Annotated in this window: 26 protein-coding genes; 12 read left to right on the forward strand and 14 right to left on the reverse strand. The window is 74.1% G+C overall.

Going from position 1 to position 23,281, the window contains the following annotated elements; genetic code table 11:
- Positions 1–17: 17 nt before the first annotated feature.
- The 3 genes from O7542_RS22630 to O7542_RS22640 all read left to right on the forward strand — a co-directional run bounded on the left by O7542_RS22630 (position 18) and on the right by O7542_RS22640 (position 1,901).
- Positions 18–842 carry an SDR family NAD(P)-dependent oxidoreductase gene (locus tag O7542_RS22630; protein ID WP_199495936.1) on the forward strand — a complete coding sequence of 275 codons (825 nt, stop codon included), beginning with the start codon at positions 18–20 and terminating at the stop codon, positions 840–842.
- A 42-nt stretch (positions 843–884) separates the two neighbouring features.
- Complete coding sequence (locus tag O7542_RS22635; RefSeq protein WP_043326906.1) at positions 885–1,172, forward strand: hypothetical protein; 288 nt, start codon at positions 885–887, stop codon at positions 1,170–1,172.
- Positions 1,173–1,256: 84 nt separating this feature from the next.
- Positions 1,257–1,901 (forward strand): hypothetical protein, encoded by a 645-nt coding sequence (locus O7542_RS22640; RefSeq protein ID WP_281605175.1) that lies wholly within the window; start codon positions 1,257–1,259, stop codon positions 1,899–1,901.
- Between the two features lie 3 nt (positions 1,902–1,904).
- Here O7542_RS22640 and O7542_RS22645 read toward each other — a convergent pair whose 3' ends face one another.
- Positions 1,905–4,040, reverse strand: coding sequence for an APC family permease (locus O7542_RS22645; protein WP_281605176.1), 2,136 nt, complete (start codon positions 4,038–4,040; stop codon positions 1,905–1,907).
- Between the two features lie 66 nt (positions 4,041–4,106).
- Entirely contained in the window at positions 4,107–5,099 is a 993-nt protein-coding gene (locus O7542_RS22650) for a DMT family transporter (RefSeq protein WP_069087213.1), read from the reverse strand.
- Positions 5,100–5,206: 107 nt separating this feature from the next.
- Between O7542_RS22650 and O7542_RS22655 the strand changes: the two genes are divergently transcribed.
- Positions 5,207–5,902, forward strand: coding sequence for an HAD family hydrolase (locus O7542_RS22655; protein ID WP_069087214.1), 696 nt, complete (start codon positions 5,207–5,209; stop codon positions 5,900–5,902).
- A 63-nt stretch (positions 5,903–5,965) separates the two neighbouring features.
- On the opposite strand, the gene O7542_RS22660 is transcribed toward O7542_RS22655, so the two are convergent.
- Positions 5,966–6,499, reverse strand: a complete 534-nt coding sequence (locus tag O7542_RS22660; RefSeq protein ID WP_210872297.1) for a hypothetical protein — start codon at positions 6,497–6,499, stop codon at positions 5,966–5,968.
- Between the two features lie 118 nt (positions 6,500–6,617).
- Positions 6,618–7,487 (reverse strand): PhzF family phenazine biosynthesis protein, encoded by an 870-nt coding sequence (locus O7542_RS22665; protein ID WP_064447573.1) that lies wholly within the window; start codon positions 7,485–7,487, stop codon positions 6,618–6,620.
- 33 nt (positions 7,488–7,520) lie between these two features.
- Between O7542_RS22665 and O7542_RS22670 the strand changes: the two genes are divergently transcribed.
- The 3 genes from O7542_RS22670 (at position 7,521) to O7542_RS22680 (ending at position 10,629) form a co-directional block, all read left to right on the forward strand.
- Positions 7,521–8,807, forward strand: a complete 1,287-nt coding sequence (locus tag O7542_RS22670) for a CBS domain-containing protein (protein ID WP_043330671.1) — start codon at positions 7,521–7,523, stop codon at positions 8,805–8,807.
- Positions 8,800–9,408, forward strand: a complete 609-nt coding sequence (locus O7542_RS22675; protein ID WP_281605177.1) for a DUF1003 domain-containing protein — start codon at positions 8,800–8,802, stop codon at positions 9,406–9,408. The genes O7542_RS22670 and O7542_RS22675 overlap by 8 nt, the downstream gene beginning before the upstream one ends.
- Positions 9,409–9,480: 72 nt before the next feature.
- Complete coding sequence (locus O7542_RS22680) at positions 9,481–10,629, forward strand: Mrp/NBP35 family ATP-binding protein (protein WP_030501083.1); 1,149 nt, start codon at positions 9,481–9,483, stop codon at positions 10,627–10,629.
- Positions 10,630–10,692: 63 nt separating this feature from the next.
- On the opposite strand, the gene O7542_RS22685 is transcribed toward O7542_RS22680, so the two are convergent.
- Entirely contained in the window at positions 10,693–11,103 is a 411-nt protein-coding gene (locus O7542_RS22685) for a preprotein translocase subunit TatB (protein ID WP_043330672.1), read from the reverse strand.
- A 73-nt stretch (positions 11,104–11,176) separates the two neighbouring features.
- Entirely contained in the window at positions 11,177–12,481 is a 1,305-nt protein-coding gene (locus O7542_RS22690; protein ID WP_176722725.1) for a trypsin-like peptidase domain-containing protein, read from the reverse strand.
- 211 nt (positions 12,482–12,692) lie between these two features.
- Here O7542_RS22690 and O7542_RS22695 point away from each other — a divergent pair, with 211 nt between their 5' ends.
- Positions 12,693–13,343: an O-methyltransferase gene (locus O7542_RS22695; protein WP_255358665.1), complete on the forward strand. Its 651-nt coding sequence runs from the start codon at positions 12,693–12,695 to the stop codon at positions 13,341–13,343.
- A gap of 22 nt (positions 13,344–13,365) precedes the next feature.
- On the opposite strand, the gene O7542_RS22700 is transcribed toward O7542_RS22695, so the two are convergent.
- Together O7542_RS22700 and O7542_RS22705 are read right to left on the reverse strand one after the other, a co-directional pair.
- Positions 13,366–14,844, reverse strand: coding sequence for a leucyl aminopeptidase family protein (locus tag O7542_RS22700; RefSeq protein ID WP_166455793.1), 1,479 nt, complete (start codon positions 14,842–14,844; stop codon positions 13,366–13,368).
- A gap of 143 nt (positions 14,845–14,987) precedes the next feature.
- Entirely contained in the window at positions 14,988–15,155 is a 168-nt protein-coding gene (locus O7542_RS22705) for a DUF3117 domain-containing protein (protein ID WP_013283866.1), read from the reverse strand.
- A 190-nt stretch (positions 15,156–15,345) separates the two neighbouring features.
- Here O7542_RS22705 and O7542_RS22710 point away from each other — a divergent pair, with 190 nt between their 5' ends.
- Both O7542_RS22710 and O7542_RS22715 read left to right on the forward strand, forming a co-directional pair.
- Positions 15,346–16,164: a PaaX family transcriptional regulator C-terminal domain-containing protein gene (locus O7542_RS22710; RefSeq protein WP_043326925.1), complete on the forward strand. Its 819-nt coding sequence runs from the start codon at positions 15,346–15,348 to the stop codon at positions 16,162–16,164.
- A 4-nt stretch (positions 16,165–16,168) separates the two neighbouring features.
- Positions 16,169–16,960: an enoyl-CoA hydratase-related protein gene (locus O7542_RS22715; RefSeq protein ID WP_043326927.1), complete on the forward strand. Its 792-nt coding sequence runs from the start codon at positions 16,169–16,171 to the stop codon at positions 16,958–16,960.
- Positions 16,961–17,001: 41 nt separating this feature from the next.
- Here O7542_RS22715 and O7542_RS22720 read toward each other — a convergent pair whose 3' ends face one another.
- From O7542_RS22720 to O7542_RS22740, 5 genes are all read right to left on the reverse strand, one after another.
- A complete protein-coding gene (locus O7542_RS22720) occupies positions 17,002–17,754 on the reverse strand; it encodes a glucose 1-dehydrogenase (RefSeq protein WP_043326929.1) in 753 nt (250 codons plus the stop codon).
- Positions 17,755–17,821: 67 nt separating this feature from the next.
- Entirely contained in the window at positions 17,822–18,445 is a 624-nt protein-coding gene (locus O7542_RS22725; RefSeq protein ID WP_281605178.1) for a hypothetical protein, read from the reverse strand.
- Positions 18,446–18,481: 36 nt separating this feature from the next.
- Positions 18,482–19,066 (reverse strand): DNA-3-methyladenine glycosylase I, encoded by a 585-nt coding sequence (locus O7542_RS22730; protein ID WP_064447752.1) that lies wholly within the window; start codon positions 19,064–19,066, stop codon positions 18,482–18,484.
- A gap of 51 nt (positions 19,067–19,117) precedes the next feature.
- Entirely contained in the window at positions 19,118–19,618 is a 501-nt protein-coding gene (locus tag O7542_RS22735; RefSeq protein WP_043326933.1) for an SRPBCC family protein, read from the reverse strand.
- On the reverse strand, positions 19,615–20,229 hold the full coding sequence (locus O7542_RS22740; protein WP_104115122.1) for a DivIVA domain-containing protein: 615 nt from the start codon (positions 20,227–20,229) through the stop codon (positions 19,615–19,617). The genes O7542_RS22735 and O7542_RS22740 overlap by 4 nt, the downstream gene beginning before the upstream one ends.
- Positions 20,230–20,381: 152 nt before the next feature.
- On the opposite strand from O7542_RS22740, the gene folP reads away from it, so the two are divergent.
- Positions 20,382–21,251, forward strand: coding sequence for a dihydropteroate synthase (gene folP / locus O7542_RS22745; protein WP_104115123.1), 870 nt, complete (start codon positions 20,382–20,384; stop codon positions 21,249–21,251).
- 30 nt (positions 21,252–21,281) lie between these two features.
- On the opposite strand, the gene O7542_RS22750 is transcribed toward folP, so the two are convergent.
- A complete protein-coding gene (locus O7542_RS22750) occupies positions 21,282–21,659 on the reverse strand; it encodes an NADH-quinone oxidoreductase subunit A (protein WP_030501070.1) in 378 nt (125 codons plus the stop codon).
- 188 nt (positions 21,660–21,847) lie between these two features.
- Here O7542_RS22750 and O7542_RS22755 point away from each other — a divergent pair, with 188 nt between their 5' ends.
- Positions 21,848–23,185, forward strand: a complete 1,338-nt coding sequence (locus O7542_RS22755; protein WP_281605179.1) for a hypothetical protein — start codon at positions 21,848–21,850, stop codon at positions 23,183–23,185.
- Positions 23,186–23,281: the final 96 nt, after the last annotated feature.

The raw sequence follows: 23,281 nt of genomic DNA on the forward strand, positions 1-23,281 counted from the left end.
CCGGGGTGAATGGACCTGTGGAAGATCTCACTGAGCGTCGGATCGTGGTGCTGACCGGGGCGAGCTCCGGCATCGGCCTGGCCGCCGCGGAGGAGCTGGCGCGCCGCGGTGACCAGGTGGTGCTGGTCGGCCGGGACCCGGCCCGGCTGCGCGCCGCGGGCGAGCGGGTCCGCGAGTGCTGCGGCGAGCAGCCGGAGCTGTTCCGCGCCGACTTCGCGGTGCTCGACGACGTACGCGGGCTCGCCGAACGCCTGCGCGAGCGCTACGACCGGATCGACGTGCTCGCCAACAACGCCGGCGCGATCGTGCTGGAGCCGATCACCACGGTCGACGGTTTCGAGCTGAGCATGCAGGCCAACCACCTCGCCCCGTTCCTGCTCAGCAACCTGCTGCGAGACCGGATCGGGCGGATGGTGGTCACCGGCTCGGACGCGCACCGCAGCGGCGTGCTCGATCCCGACGACCTCAACTCCGCGCTGCGCTCGTACCGGCCGTTCCGCGCGTACGGCACCAGCAAGCAGGCGAACATCCTGTTCACCTCCGAGGCGGCCCGGCGCTGGCCGGAGGTGCCCGCGCACGTGTTCCACCCGGGCGTGGTGCGGACCCGCTTCGGCAACGAGAGCCGGATCGTGGCGCTCGGCATGCGGCTGCTGCCGTTCCGCAGCCCGGAGAAGGGTGCCGAGACGCTGGTCTGGCTCGCCTGCCAGGACCCGTCCCGGCTGATGAACGGCGGCTACTACGCCGACCGCAAGCCGCATCGGCCCCGGCCCAAGGCGGCCGACCCGGCGCTGGCCGCGCGGCTCTGGACGGCCAGCGCGAAGGCCGTCGGCGTCGACGCCTGAGCGGGTCACCACGACCGCCGGTCCGCTGGGACACTCGACGCCATGACGACGGGAAACGAGGTCCTGCTGGTCGCGCTGGTCGACCTGAGCGCCGACGCGGACGCCGGGCGGCGGTACGAGGACGCGGTGCTGGCGCTGCTCGGCCGGCACGGCGGCGAGTTGCAACGGCGGCTGCGTACCGGCGACGGGGAGACCGAGGTGCACGTGATCCGGTTCGCCGCCCGCGCCGGGCTGGACGCGTTCCTGGTCGACCCGGACCGCGTCGCGCTGCGCGCCGAGCTGGGCGATGCCGCGCCCGCCACCCGCGTGCTTGAGGTACGCGACGTCTGAGCTGCGCCTTCTCCCTCACTTCATCACGCGGGGACGCCGAGAACAAGACTTGATCTTGGGGCTGGCGAGGCGCAGTGTCGGGGCATGGACTTCGATCCTCTGGCCACCGCCCGCCGCGCACTCTGGATCGGCGGCGCGCAGTGGGCCGGCAAGACGACACTCGCGGTCACGTTGGCACTGCGGTACGGGCTGACCGCGTACCTCTACGACCGCCACGACGCGCGAGGGCACGACGACCGGCGGATCGCCGACCGGATCCGACGGGATGAGCCGCCGGACGGCCCGGACGCGGAGGCGACCTGGGTGACGACGAACCCGGAGCGGATGGCAGCCGAGACCCTCGCCGGATTTCCGCGCCGCTTCGAGTGGGTGCTCGACGACCTGAGCGCGCTGGTGAGCGGCCGCCGGGTGGTCGCCGAGGGCTGGGGGCTGCGGCCCGAACTGGTTGCCCCGATCGTCGAGTCGACAGGGCAGATGGTGGTGCTGGTGCCGACGCCGGAGTTCCGCGCGTACCAGGTGGAACGGCTGCCGCGGGCGATGGCCCGGCATCCCGGCGTGAGCGACCCGGAGCGGGCGTGGCGTCATCGGATCGCGCGCGACGAGCTGGTCGCCGCCGACGCGGTCGCCGCCGCCCGGGCGCTCGGGGTACGCGTGATCGAGGTGGACCTCGACCGGGACGCCGAGGCGGTCGCAGCGCTGGTCGCCGACCACTTCGCCGGATACCTCTGAGCGTCACCGCGACACGTGCACCGGGACGCTCGTCACCACCACGCCGGGCAGCGCCCGCAACGCGGTCCGCAGCCGCTGCTCGGCGCGGCTGTGCAGCAGCCGGTACCGACGTCGGCGCAGCACCACCTCCGGCACGATCACGGTGAGCGTCAGGTCCGGGCTCGCGGCGTGCAGCGCCTCCAGGTAGTGCGCCAGCGGGCCGATCACCGACCGGTACGGCGACACGATCGTCTCCAGCTTCAGGTGGTCGCCCCAGGCCCGCCACTGGTCCCGGAACCGGTCCGCCTCGTCCTGCGCCGGAGCGAGGTGCACGGCGAGCGTCGGCCGCCCGAGCGAGGTCGCGTACGCCAGCGCGCGCAGCGACGCCCGGTTCAGCCGGGCCACCGGCACCACCACCAGGTGGCGTACCTGCTGGGGCAGCTCGTCGCACTCGGCGGGCGGCGCGGACGGCGGCGAGTGCAGCGCCAGCGCGCGGTGCAGCCGGTCGTAGTGCCCGTGGATCCGGCGGAACAGCAACACCAGCAGCGGCACCGCGAGCACCACCACCCAGGCGCCCTCGGCGAACTTGGCTACCGCCGCGGTCAGCAGCACCAGGCCGGACAGCGTCGCGCCGACCGCGTTGACCGCTAGCCGGCGACGCCAGCCCGGCCCCCGACGGCGCCGCCAGTGCACCACCATGCCGGTCTGGGACAGCGTGAAGGCGAGGAAGACGCCCACCGCGTAGAGCGGGATCAGCCGCTCGGTGTGCCCGCCGAACGCGACGAACACCACCGCCGCGGTCAGCGCCAGCGCCACCAGCCCGTTGCTGAACGCCAGCCGGTCGCCCATGTGCAGGAACCGGCGCGGCGCGTGCCCGTCCCGGGCCATGAAGAACAGCAGCCGGGGAAAGTCGTTGAACGCCGTGTTCGCCGCGAGCAGCAGGATCAGCGCGGTGGTGGCCTGCAGGATCGCGTACCCGGGACCGCTGGGGAACGTGACCCGGCCGAGCTGGGACAGCAGCGTCTCGTCCGCGCGGGGCGCCAGACCGTCGAGGTGGATCAGCCCGATCAGGCCGGCGAACAGCGTCACCAGCATGGCGACCATCCAGCCCAGCGTGGTGCGGGCATTGCGCCACTCCGTCGGGCGGAACGCGGGCACCGCGTTCGAGACCGCCTCGATGCCGGTCATCGACACCGCCCCGGAGGAGAACGCCCGCAGCACCAGCAGCAGGCCCAGCCCCTCGGCCGCGGGCGCCGAGGGCGGCGGCAGCGGCGCGAAACCCCGCGAGGCGGCCTTCGCGTACCCGACCGCCAGCACCACGAGCAGCACCACCACGAACGCGTACGTGGGCAGCACGAAGATGTTCCCGGCGGTGCGTACGCCACGCAGGTTGCCGGCGAGCAGCACGGCGATCACCAGCACCCCGAGCGGCACGGTCCACCGGCCGAGGCCGGGCAGCGCCGAGGTGACCGCGTGCACCCCGGCCGCGATCGACACCGACACGGTCAGCACGTAGTCGAGCATCAGCCCGGCCGCGGCGGCGAGTCCCGGCGTACGCCCGAGGTTGTCCCCCGCGACGATGTACGAGCCGGCGCCGTGCGGATAGGCCGGGATGGTCTGCCGGTAGGACAGGCCGACCGCGACCATCAGCACCACCAGCACGGCGGCCAGCGGCAGGGCCAGCCCGAGCGCGGCGCTCCCGGCCAGCACCAGCACCGCGAGCATCGCCTCCGGCCCGTACGCGACGGAGCTGAGCAGATCCGAGGAGAGCACCGGCAGCGCGACCAGCTTGCGCATCCGCTCGTAGAGCACCGACGCGCTGGACAACGGCGGACCGATCAGGGTCCGGCGGACCCGGGCGACCGACCGGCCGGCCCGGTTGCCGGGCAGGTCCGCCGCGCCGGTGGCGACCAGTTCCCCCGGCTGCGCCAGGGTGAACATGTCGATCGGCGCCAGCCGGCCGAAGCGGGTGGGCGCCGGATGGTGGTCGTGCCGGCCCAGCGTCGGGTCGACCGGCAGGTCGTCGGCGCGGCGCGGGCCGCGCCACCGCTCGCCGATCCGGCCGAGGGCCGCCCGTTCCTCGTCGCCGAGCGGCGGGAACTCGGCCGAGGGCGTGACGACCGTGCCCGCCTGTGCCGCGTCGTCCCGCTCCGCCCCCACCCTGAGCACTTTCGTGCAAACGGGACCGTCCAGGGGCCGGAACGGCGCGACTTCGCCCCGACCGGCTCAGTCGGGCGCGTCGCCGGGTCGCCGCGCCCGCTCCGCGTCGCCCAGCGGGTCCGGGTCGGCGGGCGCCGCGACCGGCGTGGCACGGCGACCGGCCCGCGCCCCGCCGAGCACCACCACCGCCACGCCGGCCAGCAGCAACGCCAGGCCGGGCAGGGCCAGCGGCCGGGGCAGCTGGCCCAGCCACACCCAGCCGATCACTGCCGCGCCGGGCGCCTCCAGCAGGATCAGCACGCTCACAGTGGTCGCGGAGACCCGGTGCAGGGCGTAGTTGAACATCGAGTGGCCGAGCAGTTGGGCGCCGGCCACCAGTCCGAGGATCGCCAGCCAGGTCGTGCCCTCGAAGCCGTGCAGGCGTACCCCTCCGACCAGGCACACCACCAGCAGGACCAGCGCGCACACGCCGTAGCAGACGGTGGTGTAGGTGGTGGTGCTGATGCTGGCCCGGGCCCGCTCACCGAAGGCGGTGTAGACGGCCGCGAACAGGCCGCCGACCACCGCGAGCAGGTCACCGGCGAACGCCCGGCCCGAGACGCCGAAGTCCGCGCCGGTGGCGAGCGCCGCGCCGAGCACGGCCACCGCGATGCCGGCCCACACCGCCGCCGGCAGCCGCCGCCCCTGCCAGCGGGCGATCAGGCCCTGCCAGACCGGCTGCGTCGCGCCGAGCGCGGTAGCGGCCGCGACCGAGGTGAGCTGCGCGCTCGGCATCCAGGTGGCGAAGTGGGCAGCCAGCGCAACCCCGGCGAGTACGCAGTAGAGGCCCTCACGCCGGCCCGGCCCGACCGTCAGGGCGCGCAGCTCGGCCCGTCGACGGGTCAGCGCCACCGGCCCGAGGACCGCAGCCGACAACGCGGTACGCCAGAACGCGACAGCGAGCGCCGAGGCGGCGGCGAACGCCACGAGCGGCGCCGAGGACGACACCGAGGCGACAGCCAGGGCGAGCGCGCCCACCGTCAACACGTCGAGCGGCGGGCGATGCGGAACGGTCGGCACGAGCGGTAATCCTCACACGAACACCCGACCGACACGGAAAGTCAGCACTCCGTTACGATCATGCGTCCCGGCGATCTCCCCCCCTCGACGTCCGGAGGCGTTCCCTCATGCCCAGATTCCAGGCCGTGCTGTTCGATTTCTTCGGCACCCTGACCCACGGCGCGCGGCGTGGAGCCGCCCACATCGCCACCGCCGAACTGCTCGGCTGCTCCCCCGAGGCCCTGATGGAGGTGCTGGACAGCAGCTTCTACGAACGGGCCAGCGGCTCCTTCGGTAACGCCGAGTCCACCATGCGCCGGGTGTGCGCCCGGCTCGGCGTCCACCCGTCCGACGCGGCGGTACGCGCCGCCGTCGCCTCCCGGCACCTTGCCGTACGCGCCGACACCCGGCTGCGCGCCGAGGCGGTCCCGGTCCTGGCCGCGCTGCGTCGCCGGGGCGTCGGCACCGGGCTGGTCAGCGACTGCACGCACGAGCTGCCGGCGTTCCTGCCGCAGCTCCCGGTCGCGCCGCTGCTCGACGCCCAGATCTTCTCGGTACGCCTCGGGCGCTGCAAACCGGACCCGGAGCTCTACCTCGCCGCGTGTTACCGGCTCGGCCAGGCGCCGGCCGACTGCCTCTACGTCGGCGACGGCGACAGCCAGGAACTGACCGGCGCGGAACGGGCCGGGCTGAGCGCGGTCCGGCTGGCCGCGCCGGATCTGGCCGGCCACGTGGTCCTCAACGCCGACCACGGCTTCGACGGGCCGTCGCTGACCTCGCTGACGGACGTGCTCGACCTGCTCGACCCGGTCCCCGTCGCCTGACCGGGCCCGTCGGACGCGGCCGGGTCGGATCGGGCGGCCGCCTGACGCCCCGGCGGTTCGCGGTCAGCGGCGGCGGACGCGGTGCAGGCGGAACGGCTTGCGGACGGCCCGCACCACGGGGGCCGGCCGGGGCTGCTCACTCAGCGAGCTGTCCGGCAGGTCGGCGCCGGTCACGACGGCGCCGACGGGCGCGAGCCGGTTGAGCGCGCATCCCTGCGCCACCCATCGCTCCACCAGCTCGGCGGCAGCCCCTGAGGCGTTGAGCCGCTTCGCCGCGACCAACGGCGCGGCGGTGTCCCACTCCTCGGTGCCGGGTCGCAGCCGGGTCACCCGCGCCGACCAGGTGACGATCCGTCCGCCGTGGTCGCCGCGCAACGTGACCTCGGCGGTCTCGCTGTCGGCCAGCCCGGGGGCGGCCTGCTCACCCGGGCCGGTGACCACCAGCAGCGTGCCGTCCAGCGGGAGGCACCACAGCGCGTACGCCGGGCCGCCGCCACTGCTCACCCAGCAGACAGCGGCCTTCTTCACCGCCTCGTCCACCAGCGGAGGAGTCACCCGCTCGTCCACCTCGTCACTCACCCCGCCATCCTCCCCCATCCCGGCCCGTCCCTCCCGCCCCGGCCGGTTGACCAAGGAGTTCGTGTCCTCCAGAGGCCCGTTCGCCGACACAAACTCCTTGATCAACAAGGTGGGATGGGGGTGGGGTGGGGTGGGGTCAGCCGATGAACGGGGGGACGGTGATCTCGCCTCGGGCCACCGGCATCACCTGGCCGGAGACGGTCGCGCCCAGCGCCAGCCCGCCGGAGGCGGTCACCGTGCAGGTCAGCGTGGAGGGGCGGTGGATCTCGATGCCCTGCCGGACGGTGTACTCCGCGCGCCCCTCGCCGGGCAGCAGCCCGCTCGCGACCAGCCACACGCCCAGCCCGAGAGCGGCCGAGCCGGTCGCCGGGTCCTCGGGCACGCCGAGCCCCGGCACGAAGACCCGGGCGTGCGCGGTTTGCGAATCGGCGTCCCAGGAGAAGAGGCTGACGTGCTCAACGCCGTACCGCTCCGCCGCCGCCGTGTTCAACCGTGCCCGGGCCACCGCGTCCGGGCGTACCGGAAGGTAGGGGAACTCCAGGCCGCACCCGGCGACGCGCGGCGGCGGGCCGACGTGGTCGGGGCCGGTGAGGCCGACCATCTCCAGCAGCGGTTCCGGGTCGAGTTCCGGGCCGAGCGTGGGCGTGCCGCCGGTGAGCGTCGCGCCGGTGGCAGTCACCTCGATCGGCAAGACGCCGGCGCCGCACTCCTGGGTGACCCGGCCCGCGCCGAAGACGCCACGCCGGCTCGCGGTCACCGCGGCGCCGACGCTCGGGTGCCCGGCGAAGGGCAGTTCGTCGGCGGGGGTGAAGATCCGCGCCCGGTAGGTGGCGCCGACCTGTGTCGGCGGGAGCACGAAGACCGTCTCGGACAGGTTGAACTCCAGCGCGAGCGCCTGCATCTGCTCGGTGGCCAGCCCTTCCGCGCCGAACACCACGGCCAGCGGGTTGCCGGCGAAGGGGCGGTCGGTGAAGACGTCCACGATCTCGTAGCCCAAGGTCGACATGCTGTTAGAGAGTAGGCCCTTAGGCTGGTGCCCGTGAGCACGCCGAACCGGGTCTACCTCGCTCGACTCGCCGGAGTCGCCGTTTTCGACCCGAACGGCGATCAGGTCGGCCGCGTCCGGGACGCGGTGGCGCGGATGCGCGCGACCCAGCGACCGCCGGAGGTGGTCGGCCTGGTCGCGGAGATGCCGATGCGACGACGCATCTTCCTGTCCATCAACCGGATCACCTCCATCGATCCCGACGGGGTGGTGCTCGGCAGCGGCACGCTCAACCTGCGCCGGTTCGAGAAGCGCCCGAACGAGCTGCTGGTGCTCCAGGAACTGCTCGACCGCCGGGTCCAGGTCGAGGGCGGCCGGGCCGGCTCCGTGGTGGACGTGGCCATGGAGTGCAGCCGCGGCGGCGAGTGGACGCTGAGCCGGGTCGCCGTGCGCGAGCACACCGGCCGGCTCACCCGGCGCGGCCACCTCCACCAGGTCGAGTGGGACCGGGTGCACGGCCTGGGCGCGGTCGGCGACAACCGGGGTACGGCGAACCTGCTCGCCGTCCTGGAGGACATGCGCCCCGCCGACCTCGCCAACGCCCTCCAGGACCTGCCCGATGCCCGGCGCAACGAGGTGGCCGCAGCGCTCGACGACGAGCGCCTGGCCGATGTGCTCAGCGAGCTGCCCGAGCACGACCAGGTGGAGATCCTGGCCGCGCTGGACCGCCAGCGCGCCGCCGACGTGCTGGAGGAGATGGAGCCGGACGACGCCGCCGACCTGCTCAACGAGCTGCCCCCGCCGGAGCAGGACGTGCTGCTCGACCTGATGGAGCCGGACGAGGCCGACCCGGTACGCCAGTTGCTGCGCTACGCCTCCGGCACCGCCGGCAGCGTGATGACCTCGGAACCGGTGATCCTGCCGCCGGACGCCACGGTGGCCGAGGCGCTGGCCCGGATCCGGGAGCCGCAGCTCTCGCCCGCGGTGGCCGCCCAGGTCTTCGTGACCCGCGCCCCACTGACCACGCCCACCGGCCGCTACCTGGGTATGGTGCACTTCCAGCGGTTGCTCCGGGAACCTCCGGCCGATCTGCTCGGCGGCATCGTGGTCAACGACATCGACCCGCTGCGGACGTCGACCCCGCTGCCCGAGATCACCCGCCGGATGGCGACGTACGACATGGTGAGCATGCCGGTGGTGGACCGGAACAACCGCCTGGTCGGCGCGGTGACAGTGGACGACGTGCTCGACCACTCCCTGCCGCGGGACTGGCGGGACCGGGACGCGGTATCCCCCTCGTCCGCCACCGACGACGGCCCCCTGGACGGCGACGATGAGTGATCAGCGACGGGGCGACCGGCTGGACCAGCCGCGCACCCCACGGAACCTGCGCCTGCGCCGAGTCGACGCGGAGACGTTCGGCCGCTGGGCCGAGGGCATCGCCCGGGGTATGGGCACGGCGAACTTCCTCGTCTACATGACGCTGATCCTGGTGGCCTGGTTCCTGTGGAACACGCTGGCCCCGGCGAACCTGCGCTTCGACCCGTACACCTTCACGTTCTTGACCTTGGTCCTGTCCCTGCAGGCGTCCTACGCGGCGCCGTTGATCCTGCTCGCGCAGAACCGGCAGGCGGACCGGGACCGGATCGCGCTGGACGAGGACCGGCGGCGGGCCACGCTGCAGAAGGCGGACACGGAGTACCTGGCGCGGGAGATCGCCGCGCTGCGGATCGCGATGGGTGACGTGGCGACCCGGGACTTTCTCCGCTCGGAGCTGACCCGGCTGGGTGAGGAACTGGACGAGGCGGCCGAGCGGCGGCGCAAGCTGGAGCGGCGGCAGCAGGAGCGGGAGGCCCGCCGGACGGCCGGCGCCGAGCGGCTGGACGAGCCCCGGGACGAGCTGGACGGGGACTTCGCGCGGGACGGTCGCTACGAGGGCTGACCGGCCATCGAATCGCTCACACCGCCCCCGCCAGCGGCGGTGGCCGATGACCCGCGACGTAGCATTGCGGGCATGTCAGCACCCGTCAGCACCGTCTCCGACGCGATCCAGGCCGCCCTGGCCACCGTCAACGACCCGGAGATCCGCCGGCCGATCACCGAACTCGGCATGGTCCAGTCCGCCGAGCGGGACGACGACGGCGTGGTCCGGGTGGAGCTGCTGCTCACCGTGGCCGGCTGCCCGCTGAAGGACAAGCTGCGCAGCGACATCACCGCCGCCGTGGGCGCGGTGCCCGGCGTGAGCGGCGTGGAGATCGTCTTCGGGGTGATGAGCCCGGAGCAGCGCCAGGAGCTGCAGTCGAAGCTGCGCGGCGGTGGCGCCACTGCCGAGCCGGTGATCCCGTTCGCCCAGCCCGGCTCGCGGACCCGCGTCTACGCGGTGGCCAGCGGCAAGGGCGGTGTCGGCAAGTCGAGCGTGACCGTCAACCTGGCCGCCGCGCTGGCGTCGCGGGGCCTCTCGGTGGGCGTGGTGGACGCGGACATCTACGGCCACTCGGTGCCCCGGATGCTCGGCGCCGACGGCGCGCCGACCCGCGTCGAAGACATGATCATGCCGCCGCAGTCGCACGGCGTGAAGGTCATCTCGATCGGCATGTTCACCCCCGGCAACGCCGCCGTGGTCTGGCGCGGGCCGATGCTGCACCGGGCGCTCCAGCAGTTCCTCGCCGACGTCTACTGGGGCGACCTGGACGTCCTCCTGCTCGACCTGCCGCCGGGCACCGGCGACATCGCGATCTCGGTGGCCCAGTTGCTGCCGAACGCGGAGATCCTGGTGGTCACCACGCCGCAGGCGGCCGCCGCGGAGGTGGCCGAGCGGGCCGGCGCGATCGCGTTGCAGACCCACCAGCGGGTGGTCGGCGTCATCGAGAACATGTCGTGGCTGGAGATGCCGGACGGCTCCCGGATGGAGGTCTTCGGGGCCGGTGGCGGCGCGGCGGTGGCCGAGTCGCTGACCCGGACCATCGGCGCGCAGGTGCCGGTGCTGGGGCAGATCCCGCTGGACACCCGGGTACGCGAGGGCGGCGACGCCGGTCAGCCGATCGTGCTGGCGCAGCCGGACGCTCCCGCCGCGAAGGCCCTGTTCCAGGTCGCCGACCGCCTGGCCGTGCGTCGCGAGTCCCTGCTCGGCAAGCCCCTGGGCCTGAAGCCCGCCGGCCGCTAGCTCCCACCGCTCCCCAACCGCCCCTTCCCGCCGCACGCGAGAGGGGGCGGTCCCTTTTCCGGGTCAGGTGGCGTCGTCGTAGGACGGGCGGGGGGCCGGCGGGGTGGGGGTGCTGGTCGCGACGCTGGGGGTACGCAGGTCGGCGGCCTTCGCGACGTCCTTCAGCTCGTCGTGCACGCCGGTGACGTCCGAGCGCAGGTTGTCGTACATGCTCTGCAGCGGCTTGCGGATCGCCTGCTCGTCGTCCTCGCTGAGCAGGTGCTTGCGGATGAACGCCTTGGGGTGCAGGTCCTCCAGCTGGATGTCCGTACCCAGCTCGCGGCTCAGGTCGCCGGTGGCGTTGCGCGCCATGCTGCGCAGGTTGCGGACCATCCGGAGACCGTCGTTGATGACGTTGGGCAGCCGGTCCCCGAAGATCAACAGCGCCAGGAGCAGCAGGACGCCGATCTCCCACCAGTTCAGGTTCTCGAACACCGCGGCCTCCTCGTCCGTGTCCACGGCAAGACTACGCACGTCAGGTGACCATCCGGGAGGGGGTGACCGGTGCTCACTTCGCGTCGGCGGCGAGCGTCACCGAGGCGTTCTGCCGCGCCGACCCCCGCCGGTACTCGACAGTCACCACCGACCCGGGCGCGTACTTGCGCACCAGCGCCACCAGATCGGTCGGGTCGGTCATCGGATGGCCGTCCAGCCGCAGCACCACGTCCCCGGTGCGCAGCCCGGCGGCCGCCGCCGGACCGGCCGGCTCGACCGCGTTGAGGCGTACCCCGCCGCCGGTGGCGCCGGTGCCGCCGACCTGGGCGCCGATCACCGTACGCCGGGCCTTGCCGGTGCCGATGATGTCCTCGGTGATCCGCTTCGCCTGGTTGATCGGGATGGCGAAGGCGAGACCGATGTTGCCGGCCTCCTGCCCGTCGGCCACCAGTGACTTGATCGTCGAGTTCACCCCGACCACCCGGCCGGCGCCGTCCACGAGCGGGCCGCCGGAGTTGCCGTGGTTGACCGCGGCGTCGGTCTGGATCGCCGCGTAGTAGCGGGTCGGCCCGCCCGGCTCGCCGGCCTGCATCGTCCGGTCCAGCGCGCTCACGATGCCGGCGGTGACGGTGTTGGCGAGCGACAGCGGCGAGCCGATCGCGAGCACCGGGTCACCGACAGCGAGCGCGTCGGAGTCGCCGAACTGCACCGGCGTCAGCCCGGAGCGGGAGACCTTGATCACTGCGATGTCCGACTCCGGGTCCTGCCCGACCACGGTGCCCGCGGCGGTGCTGCCGTCGTTGAACACGACCGTCGCCTTTCCGGGGCCGTCGGCGACCACGTGGTCGTTCGTGACGATGTGCCCCTCGGCGCTGACCACGAAGCCGGAGCCCTCGCTGGTGCCGCCGAGACTGACCACCCGGATGGTGACCACGCTGGGCAGGACCCGCTCGGCGACGCCCGCGAGCGACTCGGGCTTGCGCTGGGCCAGCGCCGGGGCCTGCCCCGACTGCGCGCCGAGCGTCGGCACGTCACCGCCGCGCAGGAGGGCGTACGTCAGGGCGCTGCCCAGGGAACCGGCCAGCAACGCGGTGACCAGGGAAATCAGCACCATCTGGCGCAGTCCCGGCCGGGTCGGCAGGTCCGGATCGGTGACCGGCTCCGGCTCACCCGCGCCCGGTGTCGGCGCCGCCGGAACGACCACGGCGGCCGGCGCGTACGGGTCCCGCCACGGGTCGGCGAGCGCGTCCGACCACCACGGCGACGTCGCCTGACCCGGGGCGTCCTGCGCGGGTCGTCCCGGCGCCGGTCCACCCGGTGCCGGTGATCCGCCGGGCCGGCGCCAGTCCCAGCCGTCGGTCACGTCGGTGCCTCCCACTCCGTCCCCCTCGCCCCGCGCCGGAGACCGGCGGAGCCGGACGACCGTGACGCGCGGGACGCATCCAGGATTACACGGATGACGCGAATGGAGTCAGGGGTTGCCCTCCGTGACCGCTTCACAGCGGACTCGCGGCTGCGCGGGTACCGGCCCGCCTCTACGCTCACAGTGCATACCGCCCCTCGCACCAGTCCGCCCCCGGAGGTGTCCCATCGCCACGGTCGCCGGTCACGGCAGTTCGACGGCCCAGGCGCTTCACTTCGCCGAGTCGTACGTCACCGAGGACCTCGTGCTGCGCACGGCCCGCGCCCTCGCCCACGAGGTGGGCCTGGAGGCGGTCACGCCCGGGTCGGGAGCCGCCCTGCGGCTGCTCGCCGCCGCCGGCAACGCCCGGGCGGTGGTGGAGATCGGCACCGGCACCGGGGTGAGCGGCATCTGGCTGCTGCGCGGCATGCGCCCGGACGGGGTGCTCACCACGATCGACGTCGAGGTGGAGTACCAGCGCATCGCCCGGCGGCTGTTCCAGGAGGCGGGTTTCCCGTCGGGGCGTACCCGGATCATCACCGGCCGGGCCCTCGACGTGCTGCCCCGCCTCGCGGACGGCGCCTACGACCTGGTCTTCGTGGACGCGGCGGCCACCGGCTTCGCCGCGTACGTGGACGCGGCGCTGCGGCTGCTGCGCCCCGGCGGGGTGCTCGCGCTCAACGGCGCGCTCGCGGCCGGCCGGGTCGGGGATCCGGCCGCGCGGGACGTCGAGACGGTCACCGTGCGGGAGGCCATCAAGGCGATCCGCGAGTCGGAGAACTGGGTGCCCGCGCTGCTGCCGGTCGGCCACGGCCTGCTCGCCGCCGTGAAGAGCTGAATCATGCCCCGGCACGCCTGATTCAGCCCAGCGTCGCCAGCCAGCGCAGCAACCCGCGTACGCCCCAGCCGGTGGCGCCCTTGACCAGTTCGCCGTGCGTGTCGTCGGACCACGACGGCGCGGACATGTCCAGGTGCGCCCACCGGTCCCGCAGGTCACCGGTGAACTCCCGCAGGTACAGCGCGGCCACCACCGAGCCGGCGCCCTGCGCCGGTGAGCTGTGCAGGTCGGCGACGTCGCTGGCCAGGTGTTCGACGTAGTCGTCGGCGAGCGGCATCCGCCAGGCCCGCTCACCGGCCGCGGTGATCGCGTCGAGCAGGTCGCCGGCCAGGGCGTCGTTCTCGCTGTAGAGCGCCGCGTGCCGCTTGCCGAGGGCCACCGCGTTCGCGCCGGTCAGCGTGGCCAGGTCGATCAGCAGGTCGGGCTTCAGCTCGCGGACCGCGTACGCCATCGCGTCGGCGAGGACCAGCCGGCCCTCCGCGTCGGAGTTGGTGCTCTCGCTGGTCAGCCCGCCGTAGTGCCGGATCACGTCGCCGGGGCGGAACGCCGACCCGCTGACCATGTTCTCGGCGAGCGGGGCCAGCGTGGTGACCCGTACCGGCAGCCCCAGTTCGGCAGCGCCGAGCGTCGCGGCGATCACCGCGGCGGCGCCGGCCATGTCCTTGCGCATGAGCTTCATGGCGGGCACCGGTTTGATCGAGATGCCGCCGGTGTCGAACGTGATGCCCTTGCCGACGAGGACCACGTGGGTGCGCGCGTCGTCGGGCCGCCAGTCCAGCTCGACCAGGCGGGGGCCGCTGGCGGAGCCGCCGCCGACGGCCAGGATGCCGCCGAAGCCCTCGGCCGCCAGCTCCTGCGGACCGCGTACCCGCAGGTGCAGGCCGGTCCGGCCGGACGCGGCGCCGGCCACCTGCTCGGCGAACCACTCCGGGTTCTTGGTGGACGAGGGCGTGTTCGTGAGGTCCCGGGCCAGGCGGGTCATCTCGGCGGTGGTCCGGGCGGCGTCGAGCGTGCCCGCGAGCGCCTCCGGGTCGTCGACGAGCACCAGCGCCTCGGCCAGGGCCGGGCGTCCGCCGGACTCGGTGAGGCGGAAGCGGTACGAGCCGAGCAGCAGGCCCTCGGCCAGGCCGCGCAGCGCCTCGGTCGCCTCGCCGGGAAGCGCGATGGTGATCTGCGTCTCATCCTTCGCCGCGCGGGCCAGCGCGGCGCCCGCGGTGCGCCAGTCGCGCTCGTCGCCGGACCCGACGCCGAGCAGCCACAGCCGTGCCGGAGCGCCGCCGGGACGCAGGTGCTCGCGTACCTCACCGGCGGCGCCGGTGAGCCGGGTGGCGGGCAGCAGGGCGGCGGCCTCGGCCCGGACGTCGTCGCCGGGCGCGACGGCGGTCGGGACCAGTTCGGCCGGAGAGCCGGACGAGTCCGCGGAGTCGGGCTTCCCGGGACGGACGGGCAGGACGAGAGCGTCGGACCCCGCGGGCCCACTCACCAGACGAATGACCAGCACGCTGGACCGTACCTCCGAAATGGTTTCAACGGGGACGTTTCATCGCTCACCCGCAGAGGAAGGCCCTGAGCCACCGGCGGTGCCGGTGGCTCAGGGTATGACGAACCGCCCGCGCGGCGGACGCCACGCGGACACTCCTCGAATCAGCCCGCTGCCGCCTTCAGCGCGTCACCCAGCGCGGTGGCCTCGTCGGGAGTCATCTCGACGACGAGCCGGCCACCACCCTCCAGCGGGACACGCATGACGATGCCCCGGCCCTCCTTGGTGACTTCCAGCGGACCGTCGCCCGTCCGCGGCTTCATCGCCGCCATGTTGTCTCCCCTCAGACCTACACCAGGGTCGGTGAGTTGCCCCACAGCCACTTCGCCAACGCCAACCGCAACCATCACGGGAGGCTCGACCAACGATTTTCCCTGATGAACACCGCCGGACCCAAACCGAAGCAGCATTGATGTAACAGCATCTAGCTTATCTTGGATAGGCCTGTCACAATGTGCGGTCATGCAGGCACGGTCGGCACTCTTCGACCTGTACGGCGACCACCTCCGGGCCCGAGGTGGCCGCGCACCCGTCGCCGCCCTGGTCAAGCTGCTCGCCCCGCTCGGGATCGCCCCACCGGCGGTGCGCACCGCGGTCAGCCGGATGGTCCGCCAGGGCTGGCTGGAACCACTCCGGCTCGCCTCCGGACCCGGGTATTCGATCACCCCGAAGGCGGCCCGTCGACTCGACGAGGCGGCGTCGCGGATCTACCGGACCGGACGGCACAGCTGGGACGGACGGTTCGACCTCCTGGTGCTCACCCCGCCCGCGTCCCGCCGCGACCGGCAGCGGCTCGCCGCCAACCTCAGCTTCCTCGGCTACGGCACGCTCGACGACTGCACCTGGGTCGCCACCCGTGCCGGCGAGGACGTCGACCTGCTGCTCGACGAGGCGGGCGTGCGCTACGAGCGGTTCACCGCCGCCCACACCTCCGGCACGCCCGGCGCGATGGGCGTGGTCCGCCGCGCGTGGGACCTGGCCGAGATCGGCCGGGCGTACGAGCGTTTCGTCGCCGAGCAGAAGCCGCTCCTGTCCGGCGTCACGGTGCGCAGCAGCGACGAGGACGCGTACGCGGCCCGGTTCCGGCTCGTGCACGCGTGGCGTACGTTCCTGTTCCGGGACCCGCAGCTGCCACCGGCGCTGCTACCCGAGCGGTGGCCGGGCACCAGCGCGGCCAGCTTCTTCGACCGGCACGCCGCCCGGCTCCGGCCGGCCGCCGACCGGTACGTCGAGCAGTGCCTCGACGCGAGCAACCGCCTGGCACGACAGAAGGGTCGTTAGAAACGTGACCGAGCCGCTGCTCGTCGACCGCACCGACGCCGTCGTCACCCTGACGCTGAACCGCCCGACGGCGATGAACTCGCTCGACGTGGCGCTCAAGGAGGCGCTCCGGGACACCCTGGCCGAGCTGGAGACCGACCGCTCCTGCCGGGCCGTGGTGCTGACCGGCGCGGGCGGCTCGTTCAGCGCCGGGCAGGACCTGCGCGAGCACGTGCAGACGCTGGACTCGGCCGACGCCGACCCGCTGGGCACGGTCCGGGCGCACTACAACCCGATCGCCGCCCGGCTGGCCAACCTGCCCAAGCCGGTGGTCGCCGCGGTGCGCGGCATGGCCGCCGGGGCGGGCGCCTCACTGGCCCTGCTCGCCGACTTCCGCATCGGCGGCCCGAAGACCCGTTTCCTGATGGCCTTCGCCGGGGTGGGGCTGGCCGCCGACACCGGCGCGTCCTGGACGCTGCCCCGGCTGGTCGGCCACGCCAAGGCCGTCGAGCTGCTGATGCTCGCCGAGCCGGTGAGCGCCGACGACGCCTGCCGGCTGGGCCTGCTGAACCGGCTGGTGGACGACGACGAGCAGGTGCTCCCGGCCGCGCAGGAGCTGGCCGCGCGGCTCGCCGCCGGCCCGACCGTCGCGTACGGGGCGATCAAGCGCCAGCTCTCCATCGCCGACGCCGGCACGCTCGCCGACGCGCTGGCCGCCGAGGCGCAGGCGCAGGCGATCTGCGGCGCCACCGCCGACCACCACGCCGCCACCAAGGCGTTCGTCAACAAGCAGAAGCCGGTCTTCGAGGGCCGCTGAACCGGGCCGGGGCGGGCGCCGGGCACCCCTCGCGCGCCCGCTCAGCGGGCCACGTAGCCGCCGTCGATGGGGATCGTGTGCCCGGTGACCCAGGCCGCGTCGTCGGAGGCGAGGAAGAGCACCACGCCCGCCACGTCGTCGGCGGTCGGGATGCCGGGCTTCGGGTTGAACGACTCCATCTGCCGGCGCATCTGCTCCGGGTCCGGCGCGTTCGCGATGAAGTGCTCCACGAGCGGGGTCATCACCACTGTCGGGGCGACCGCGTTGACCCGTACGCCCCGGGCGGCGTACTCGACGGCCGCGGACCGGGTCAGCCCGACGATGCCGGCCTTGGTGAACGTGTACGGCGAGATGTTGTCCTGCGCGGTCAGCCCGGCCGTGGACGAGGTGTTGACGATCGCGCCGCCGCCGGAGCGCAGCATCGCGTCGATGCCGTACCGCAGCACGTAGAACACGCCGTCGCCGTTGATCCGGCGGACCTTCTCCCAGTTCGCCAGGTCCATCTCGTGCAGCGCCTGCTGCTGCCCGTCGATGCCGGCATTGTTGAAGATCACGTCGAGCCGGCCGTACCGCGCGACCGCCTCGGCGATGCCACGCTCGACGGAGGTGGCGTCGCCGGTGTCCATGGTCACCGCGAGCGCGTCCGGCAGGCTCGACGCCACCCGTTCGGCGCCCTCGGTGTTGATGTCCGCGATCACCAGCTTGCCGCCCTCGGCGGCGAACCGGCGCGCCGTCGCCTCGCCCAGGCCGGACGCTCCGCCGGTCACCAGCACGACCCTGTCCCGGAACCGCATGGCACCCCCTTGACCACGCCGGCCGGCGCCGGCCCTCGTCCCGGACGCTACCGCCCGGGACGGGGGGTCAGTCGTCCTCTTCGGGATCCTGGTTGGCCTCGACGCCGAGCACGAACGCCTGCATGGCCAGCTCGTCGCCGTAGGGCGAGACGAACGCCGGCAGCTCCCGCGGGCCCAGCTCCTGCACGTAGGACCAGAAGATCCGGACCGCCTCGGCCCGCGACGCCGCCTCGATCGGCAGGTCCAGGCTGACCAGCCAGGTGCTGCGGGCCGGCGGCGGGCCGAGCCGGTCGGCCAGCGCCCGCCAGCGGGCCGGGTCGAGCGCGACCACCGGTCCGTCCGGCGCCGGGCCGTCGACCGGAACCGGCTCGTCCAGCGCCCGCCGGGTGTACGCGACCACGAGCGGCCCGGCCGCCAGGTCGGACTGCGGATCGTCCGGGTCCTCCCGGGTCCCGGACGCCGCGAGCGCGACCCGGCCGAGCGCGACCAGCCGCAGCGGCTCGTCGACCAGCACCGCCACCCGGTCGCCGGGGCGCGGGCGAGCCGCTGCGGCCGGCCCGGTCAGCTCCAGCACGTCGTGGTGCACCAGCCGCTCGGCCTCGAAGTGCTCGGCGGGCAGCAGCACCGCCCAGGCGCCGGTAGTGGTCTCACCGTCGGTCGTCCCGCTCGTACGCGGCTCGGTGTCGGTCATGTCCCAATCCCATCACGCCGGAGGTGGCGCGCTCGGTCACACCCCGGCCCGGTCACCGCTCACGTGACAGTCGGCCAGGTGGTCGTCGACCATGCCGGTGGCCTGCATCAGCGCGTAGGCGGTGGTGGGGCCGACGAACCGGAAGCCCCGCTTCTTGAGCGCCTTGGCCATCGCGGCGGACTCCGGGCTGGTGGCCGGCACCTCGGCGAAGGACCGGGGGCGCGCCGCCCGGGGCGGCGGCGCGAACGACCAGAGCAGCGCGGAGAGGCCCTCGGGCAGCTCCGACGCGGCCCGGGCGTTGGCGATCGCCGCCTCGATCTTGGCCCGGTTGCGGACGATCCCCGCGTCGGCCATCAGCCGGGCCACGTCGGACTCGCCGTAGCGGGCCACCGACTCGATCCGGAACCCGGCGAAGGCGTCCCGGAACGCCTGCCGCTTGCGCAGGATGGTCAGCCAGGACAGGCCGGACTGGAACGCCTCCAGCGTCAGCCGCTCGTAGAGCGCGTCGTCGCCGCGCAGCGGCCGGCCCCACTCCTCGTCGTGGTAGACGGCGTAGTCGGGGGTGCTCGCTCCCCACGCGCAGCGCGGCAGCCCGTCGGGGCCGTTCACCAGGTCAGTCACGGCGTCCACGATAGGCCGGGCCACCGACAGCCCCGCCGCGCCGACCGCCGGTCAGGGCAGCCGGCCCTGCTCGACCAGCCGGGCGAACTTCTTCAACGCCTGGGTGAGGCTGAACTTCGAGCCGGGCCAGAGCACCGGCCAGGCCACCCGCCCGGCCGGGCCACCCGGCAGGTGGAACCACTCGTGCCAGACCACCTGGGTGCGGTCGCGGTCCATCGGGGTGCAGCGCAGCACGCCGGGGCCGCGCAGCAACTTGCCGCAGTGCACCACGCCGACCTCGTACGGGGCGTCGACCCGGACCACACGCATCTCGTCCCGGAGCACGGCCGGGCCGAGCGCGGTGACCGCCTCGACCAGGCTGCCCTCGCCGCCGTCACCCTCGACCACCCGGACCCGGGTCAGGGGGATCCAGTCCGACTGGCGTTCCCAGGCGGTGAGCGCGGCGAAGACGCGATCGGCCGGCGCGTCGACGATCACGGTGGCGGTGACCTCGCCGGCGCCGCGCCGGGACGCCTCGGTGAAGTCGTCGGCCGGGCGGCCGGCGCCGGTCACGCGGACTCCGACCGGACCACCGAACCGCGCTCCCGGTCGTCGTCGGCCGAGCCGGCAGCGATCCCGTTCGCCGGGGAGACGGTGTCCTCGGTCGCCGCGGCGGCGGGGGCCTCCGCCACGCCCGGCTCGGCCGGGGTGCCTCCCGGCTGTCCGTCGGCGTCGGTACGGGACGGCTGCTCGGGCGCGGACAGGTCGATCACCACCGGCTCCGGGTCGGACGGGTCGACCGCCTGCTCGGTCTCGGGCCGGGTCGCGGCGGCCTCCTCGCGCGCCCGGCGCAGCGCGTCGGCGTCCTCGGTGCGGCCGTCGCGCAGGGCCGCGTTCTCCGCCTCCAACACGCTGATCAGCTCGGACTTGTAGCCGATGTCGTACGCCGCGCGGCGCAGCGCGGAGTCGACCTGGGCCATCCGGTAGCCGCGCAGCGCCGTGTCGAAGCGGACGCCTGTCACGTCCGACTCGTCGAGCGGACGGCTGCCCGGCAGGGGCACGGCCCGCCCGTCCGGCTCGGCCGGTGTCAGGCCCGGATCCTTGCCGGAGACCAGCACCGTCACGCCGAACACCACCGCCGCGACTGTCAGCGCGACGACCAAGAGGAGCAGAACCTCACCCATGCACAGATCGTGGCATGCGGGCCGGGATCGGGCGAGCCCTCCGGGACGTCCGGTCGGTAAATGCGTCCGACGCACGGGACCGGCAGGGGTGGCGCGCACGGGACCGGATAGCGTCGGACCGGCCGGCGAGCGCCGGCGACGAGGAGGCGGGCATGACCGGGGCGTTGCGGCTGGGCGGACGGACGTTCGGCCCCGGTGAGCTGGTGGTGATGGCGATCGTCAACCGCACGCCCGACTCGTTCTTCGACCGGGGCGCCACGTTCGCCCAGGACAGCGCGCTGCGCGCGGTGGAGCGCGCGGTCGACGAGGGCGCCGAGATCATCGACATCGGCGGGGTGAAGGCCGGCCCGGGCGACGAGGTGGACGTGGCCGAGGAGATCCGGCGGACGGTGGACACCATCGCCGCGGTCCGGTCCGCCTTCCCCGAGGTGGTCGTCTCCATCGACACCTGGCGGGCCGAGGTGGCGGTGGAGGCGGTGGCGGCCGGCGCGGACCTGCTCAACGACACCTGGTCGGGGGCGGATCCGGCGCTGGCCCGGGTCGCCGCGGCGACCGGCGCCGGGCTGGTCTGCTCGCACGCCGGCGGGCTCGCGCCGCGTACCCGGCCGCACCGGGCCCACTTCGACGACGTGGTGGCCGACGTGCTCGCCACGGTGACCGGGCTGGCCGAACGCGCGGCCGGGCTGGGCGTACGCCGGGACGGCATCCTGATCGACCCGGCGCACGACTTCGGCAAGAACACCCGGCACTCGCTGGAGATCACCCGGCGGCTGGCGGAGCTGTCCGACACCGGCTGGCCGCTGCTGGTGGCCCTGTCGAACAAGGACTTCATCGGCGAGACGCTCGACCTGCCGGTGCCCGAGCGGCTGGAGGGGACGCTCGCCGCCACCGCGGTCTCGGCCTGGCTCGGCGCCCGGGTGTTCCGCGCCCACCAGGTCCGCGAGACCCGCCGGGTGCTGGACATGGTGGCCTCGATCCGGGGCGACCGGCCGCCGGCGGCGACCCGGCGCGGGCTGGCCTAGGAGGTCAGGTGACGCGCGGCGCCTGACGGGTCAGGTCCAGCGCAGGACGCCGCGCCGCCAGGCGTAGAGGATGCCGAGCGCGACGATCGCCACGAAGACGCCCATCTCGACCACGGTGGTGGCGCCGAAGCCGGGCCGGTCGAACACCAGCGCCCAGGGGAACAGGAAGACCGCCTCGACCGCGAAGAGCACGTACAGGTAGGCGTAGACGTAGTAGCGGATCTGCATCTGGGCCCAGTCGCCGCCGACCGGGTCGATGCCGCACTCGTACGTGGCCCGTTTGCCCCACGGCTCGGCCGGGCGGCTCGGACGTAACACCCGGTTCGCGGAGAACGCCGTCACGAAGAAGAGCACGGCGGCGAGCAGCAGCAGACCGAGCGTGGCGTACGAGCCGAGATATCCGGTCACGAGCGGAGCGTACCGGTCCCGTCCAGATGTCCCGGACACGTTACGAATTCGTTTCCTGGCAGGACTAGTGCCTGATGGCAAGCATCACCGAATAATGGGACACCTTGACCCGCCCCGGAGGACAGATGGCCCGCCTGCGCGTTCGACCCGTTCGGCGGGCCGCGCTCCGTCGTACCCTCGCACTGCTGGTGCCCGCGTTGGTCGCGGCGGCGGTGGCGGTGGTGCCGGCCGGAGCCACGGCCGCCACCGGAGGTCCGGCCGGCCTGGCCCGGGTGATCGAACCCGCCGATCCGGCCGGCGAGCCGACCGAACCGGTCCCCACCGCGGACCCGGGAACCAGCTCGCCCGCACCGCCGCCCACCGAGGCGCCGCCACCCCCGAGCACGCCTCCGCCGCCGGTCACCACCGCGCCGGCCCCGCCGGTCAGCAGCCCGCCCGTCGAACCGGCGCCGACCAGCGCGGCCCCGAACACCACCAGCGCGCCGCCGCCGGTCGTGCCGCCGGTCCAGCCCCCGCCGCCGCCCTCGGCCCAGCCGCCCGGCGGGCCGCTCGGGGTACGGGTGAACACCGAGGACGTGGTGCTCACGCCCGACTACTGGAACGCCGACAGCACGGTTGCCACGCTGCGGGTGACGGTGACGAACACCGGCGGCCGGGCGGAGCGGATCACGCTCGCCTACACGCTGCCGCCCGGGCTGACCGACGCGGGCACGCCGGGCTGCCAGCCGACCGGCGGCGCCAACCACAGCTGCGTCGGGTGGGACGCCGAGCCGGGCGCCCGGTTCAGCGCGACCATCCGGGTACGGGTCGACGGCGACGCCTGGCGGACCATGCCGCTGACCGGTTCCGTGCAGGTCACCGCCGTCGCGCCGGGGGTCAGCGGAGCGGCGTACGACGACGAGGGCTTCCCGGTGCTCTTCCCGCCCGGGCCGCCGGTGCCCGGGATCTCGCTGCGCGCCGACGAGGTGCTGTTCGACATCAGTGGCGCGCCCAGCACGCTCACCGTCCGGCTCGGCAACACCGGCGAGGTCGACGCCGCGGGCCGTGTCGAGGTGCTCCTGCCGGCCGGTGTGACTGCCGGCGACACCGGGAGCGGCTGCGCCGCGGTGACGCCCGACCGGACCCGGTGCGAGCTGGGCGTCCTGCCGGCCGGGCGGACCGCGACCCTGCGGCTGACGCTCGCCGCCTCGGCCGAGGCGCAGCGCCGTGCCCCGCTGGCCGGCGCGGTGATCGGCCGGCTGGACCCGCGCAGCGGGCGGGACCGGCAGGTGCAGATGAGCTTCCGGATCAGCGCCGCCGCGGCGGACGCCACCCCGCCGGTGGGCGTGCCGGGTCCGACCGCCTCGCAGGGCGTGCTCGCCGCCGGTGGCGGGCCGGCCGACGACGACGCCTCGACCCGGCGGACCGCGATCGCGCTGATCGCCGTGTCCGGCCTCCTGGTCGTGCTCGCGCTGACGCTGGCGACCCGCTCGCTGCGCCGCCGCAGTGACATCACGGTGCCGGAGCGGCCGGCAACCGACCGGTGATCATGAATACGTGGTGATCTGGGTTACGGACCCAGGTACTAAACGCTGCAAAGCGGGGCATACAGCGGCCCGAACCAGTCCCATACGTCGGACCTC

It is taken from the genome of Micromonospora sp. WMMC264, assembly GCF_027497275.1.
Classification (GTDB): domain Bacteria; phylum Actinomycetota; class Actinomycetes; order Mycobacteriales; family Micromonosporaceae; genus Micromonospora; species Micromonospora chalcea.

Coding starts and splice junctions, on each gene's coding strand:
- O7542_RS22635 (WP_043326906.1), top strand. CDS start 885: ATGACGACGGGAAACGAGGTCCTGCTGGTCGCGCTGGTCGACCTGAGC.
- O7542_RS22640 (WP_281605175.1), top strand. CDS start 1,257: ATGGACTTCGATCCTCTGGCCACCGCCCGCCGCGCACTCTGGATCGGC.
- O7542_RS22655 (WP_069087214.1), top strand. CDS start 5,207: ATGCCCAGATTCCAGGCCGTGCTGTTCGATTTCTTCGGCACCCTGACC.
- O7542_RS22660 (WP_210872297.1), bottom strand. CDS start 6,499: ATGGGGGAGGATGGCGGGGTGAGTGACGAGGTGGACGAGCGGGTGACT.
- O7542_RS22665 (WP_064447573.1), bottom strand. CDS start 7,487: ATGTCGACCTTGGGCTACGAGATCGTGGACGTCTTCACCGACCGCCCC.
- O7542_RS22675 (WP_281605177.1), top strand. CDS start 8,800: ATGAGTGATCAGCGACGGGGCGACCGGCTGGACCAGCCGCGCACCCCA.
- O7542_RS22680 (WP_030501083.1), top strand. CDS start 9,481: ATGTCAGCACCCGTCAGCACCGTCTCCGACGCGATCCAGGCCGCCCTG.
- O7542_RS22705 (WP_013283866.1), bottom strand. CDS start 15,155: ATGGCGGCGATGAAGCCGCGGACGGGCGACGGTCCGCTGGAAGTCACC.
- O7542_RS22710 (WP_043326925.1), top strand. CDS start 15,346: ATGCAGGCACGGTCGGCACTCTTCGACCTGTACGGCGACCACCTCCGG.
- O7542_RS22720 (WP_043326929.1), bottom strand. CDS start 17,754: ATGCGGTTCCGGGACAGGGTCGTGCTGGTGACCGGCGGAGCGTCCGGC.
- O7542_RS22725 (WP_281605178.1), bottom strand. CDS start 18,445: ATGACCGACACCGAGCCGCGTACGAGCGGGACGACCGACGGTGAGACC.
- O7542_RS22740 (WP_104115122.1), bottom strand. CDS start 20,229: ATGGGTGAGGTTCTGCTCCTCTTGGTCGTCGCGCTGACAGTCGCGGCG.
- folP (WP_104115123.1), top strand. CDS start 20,382: ATGACCGGGGCGTTGCGGCTGGGCGGACGGACGTTCGGCCCCGGTGAG.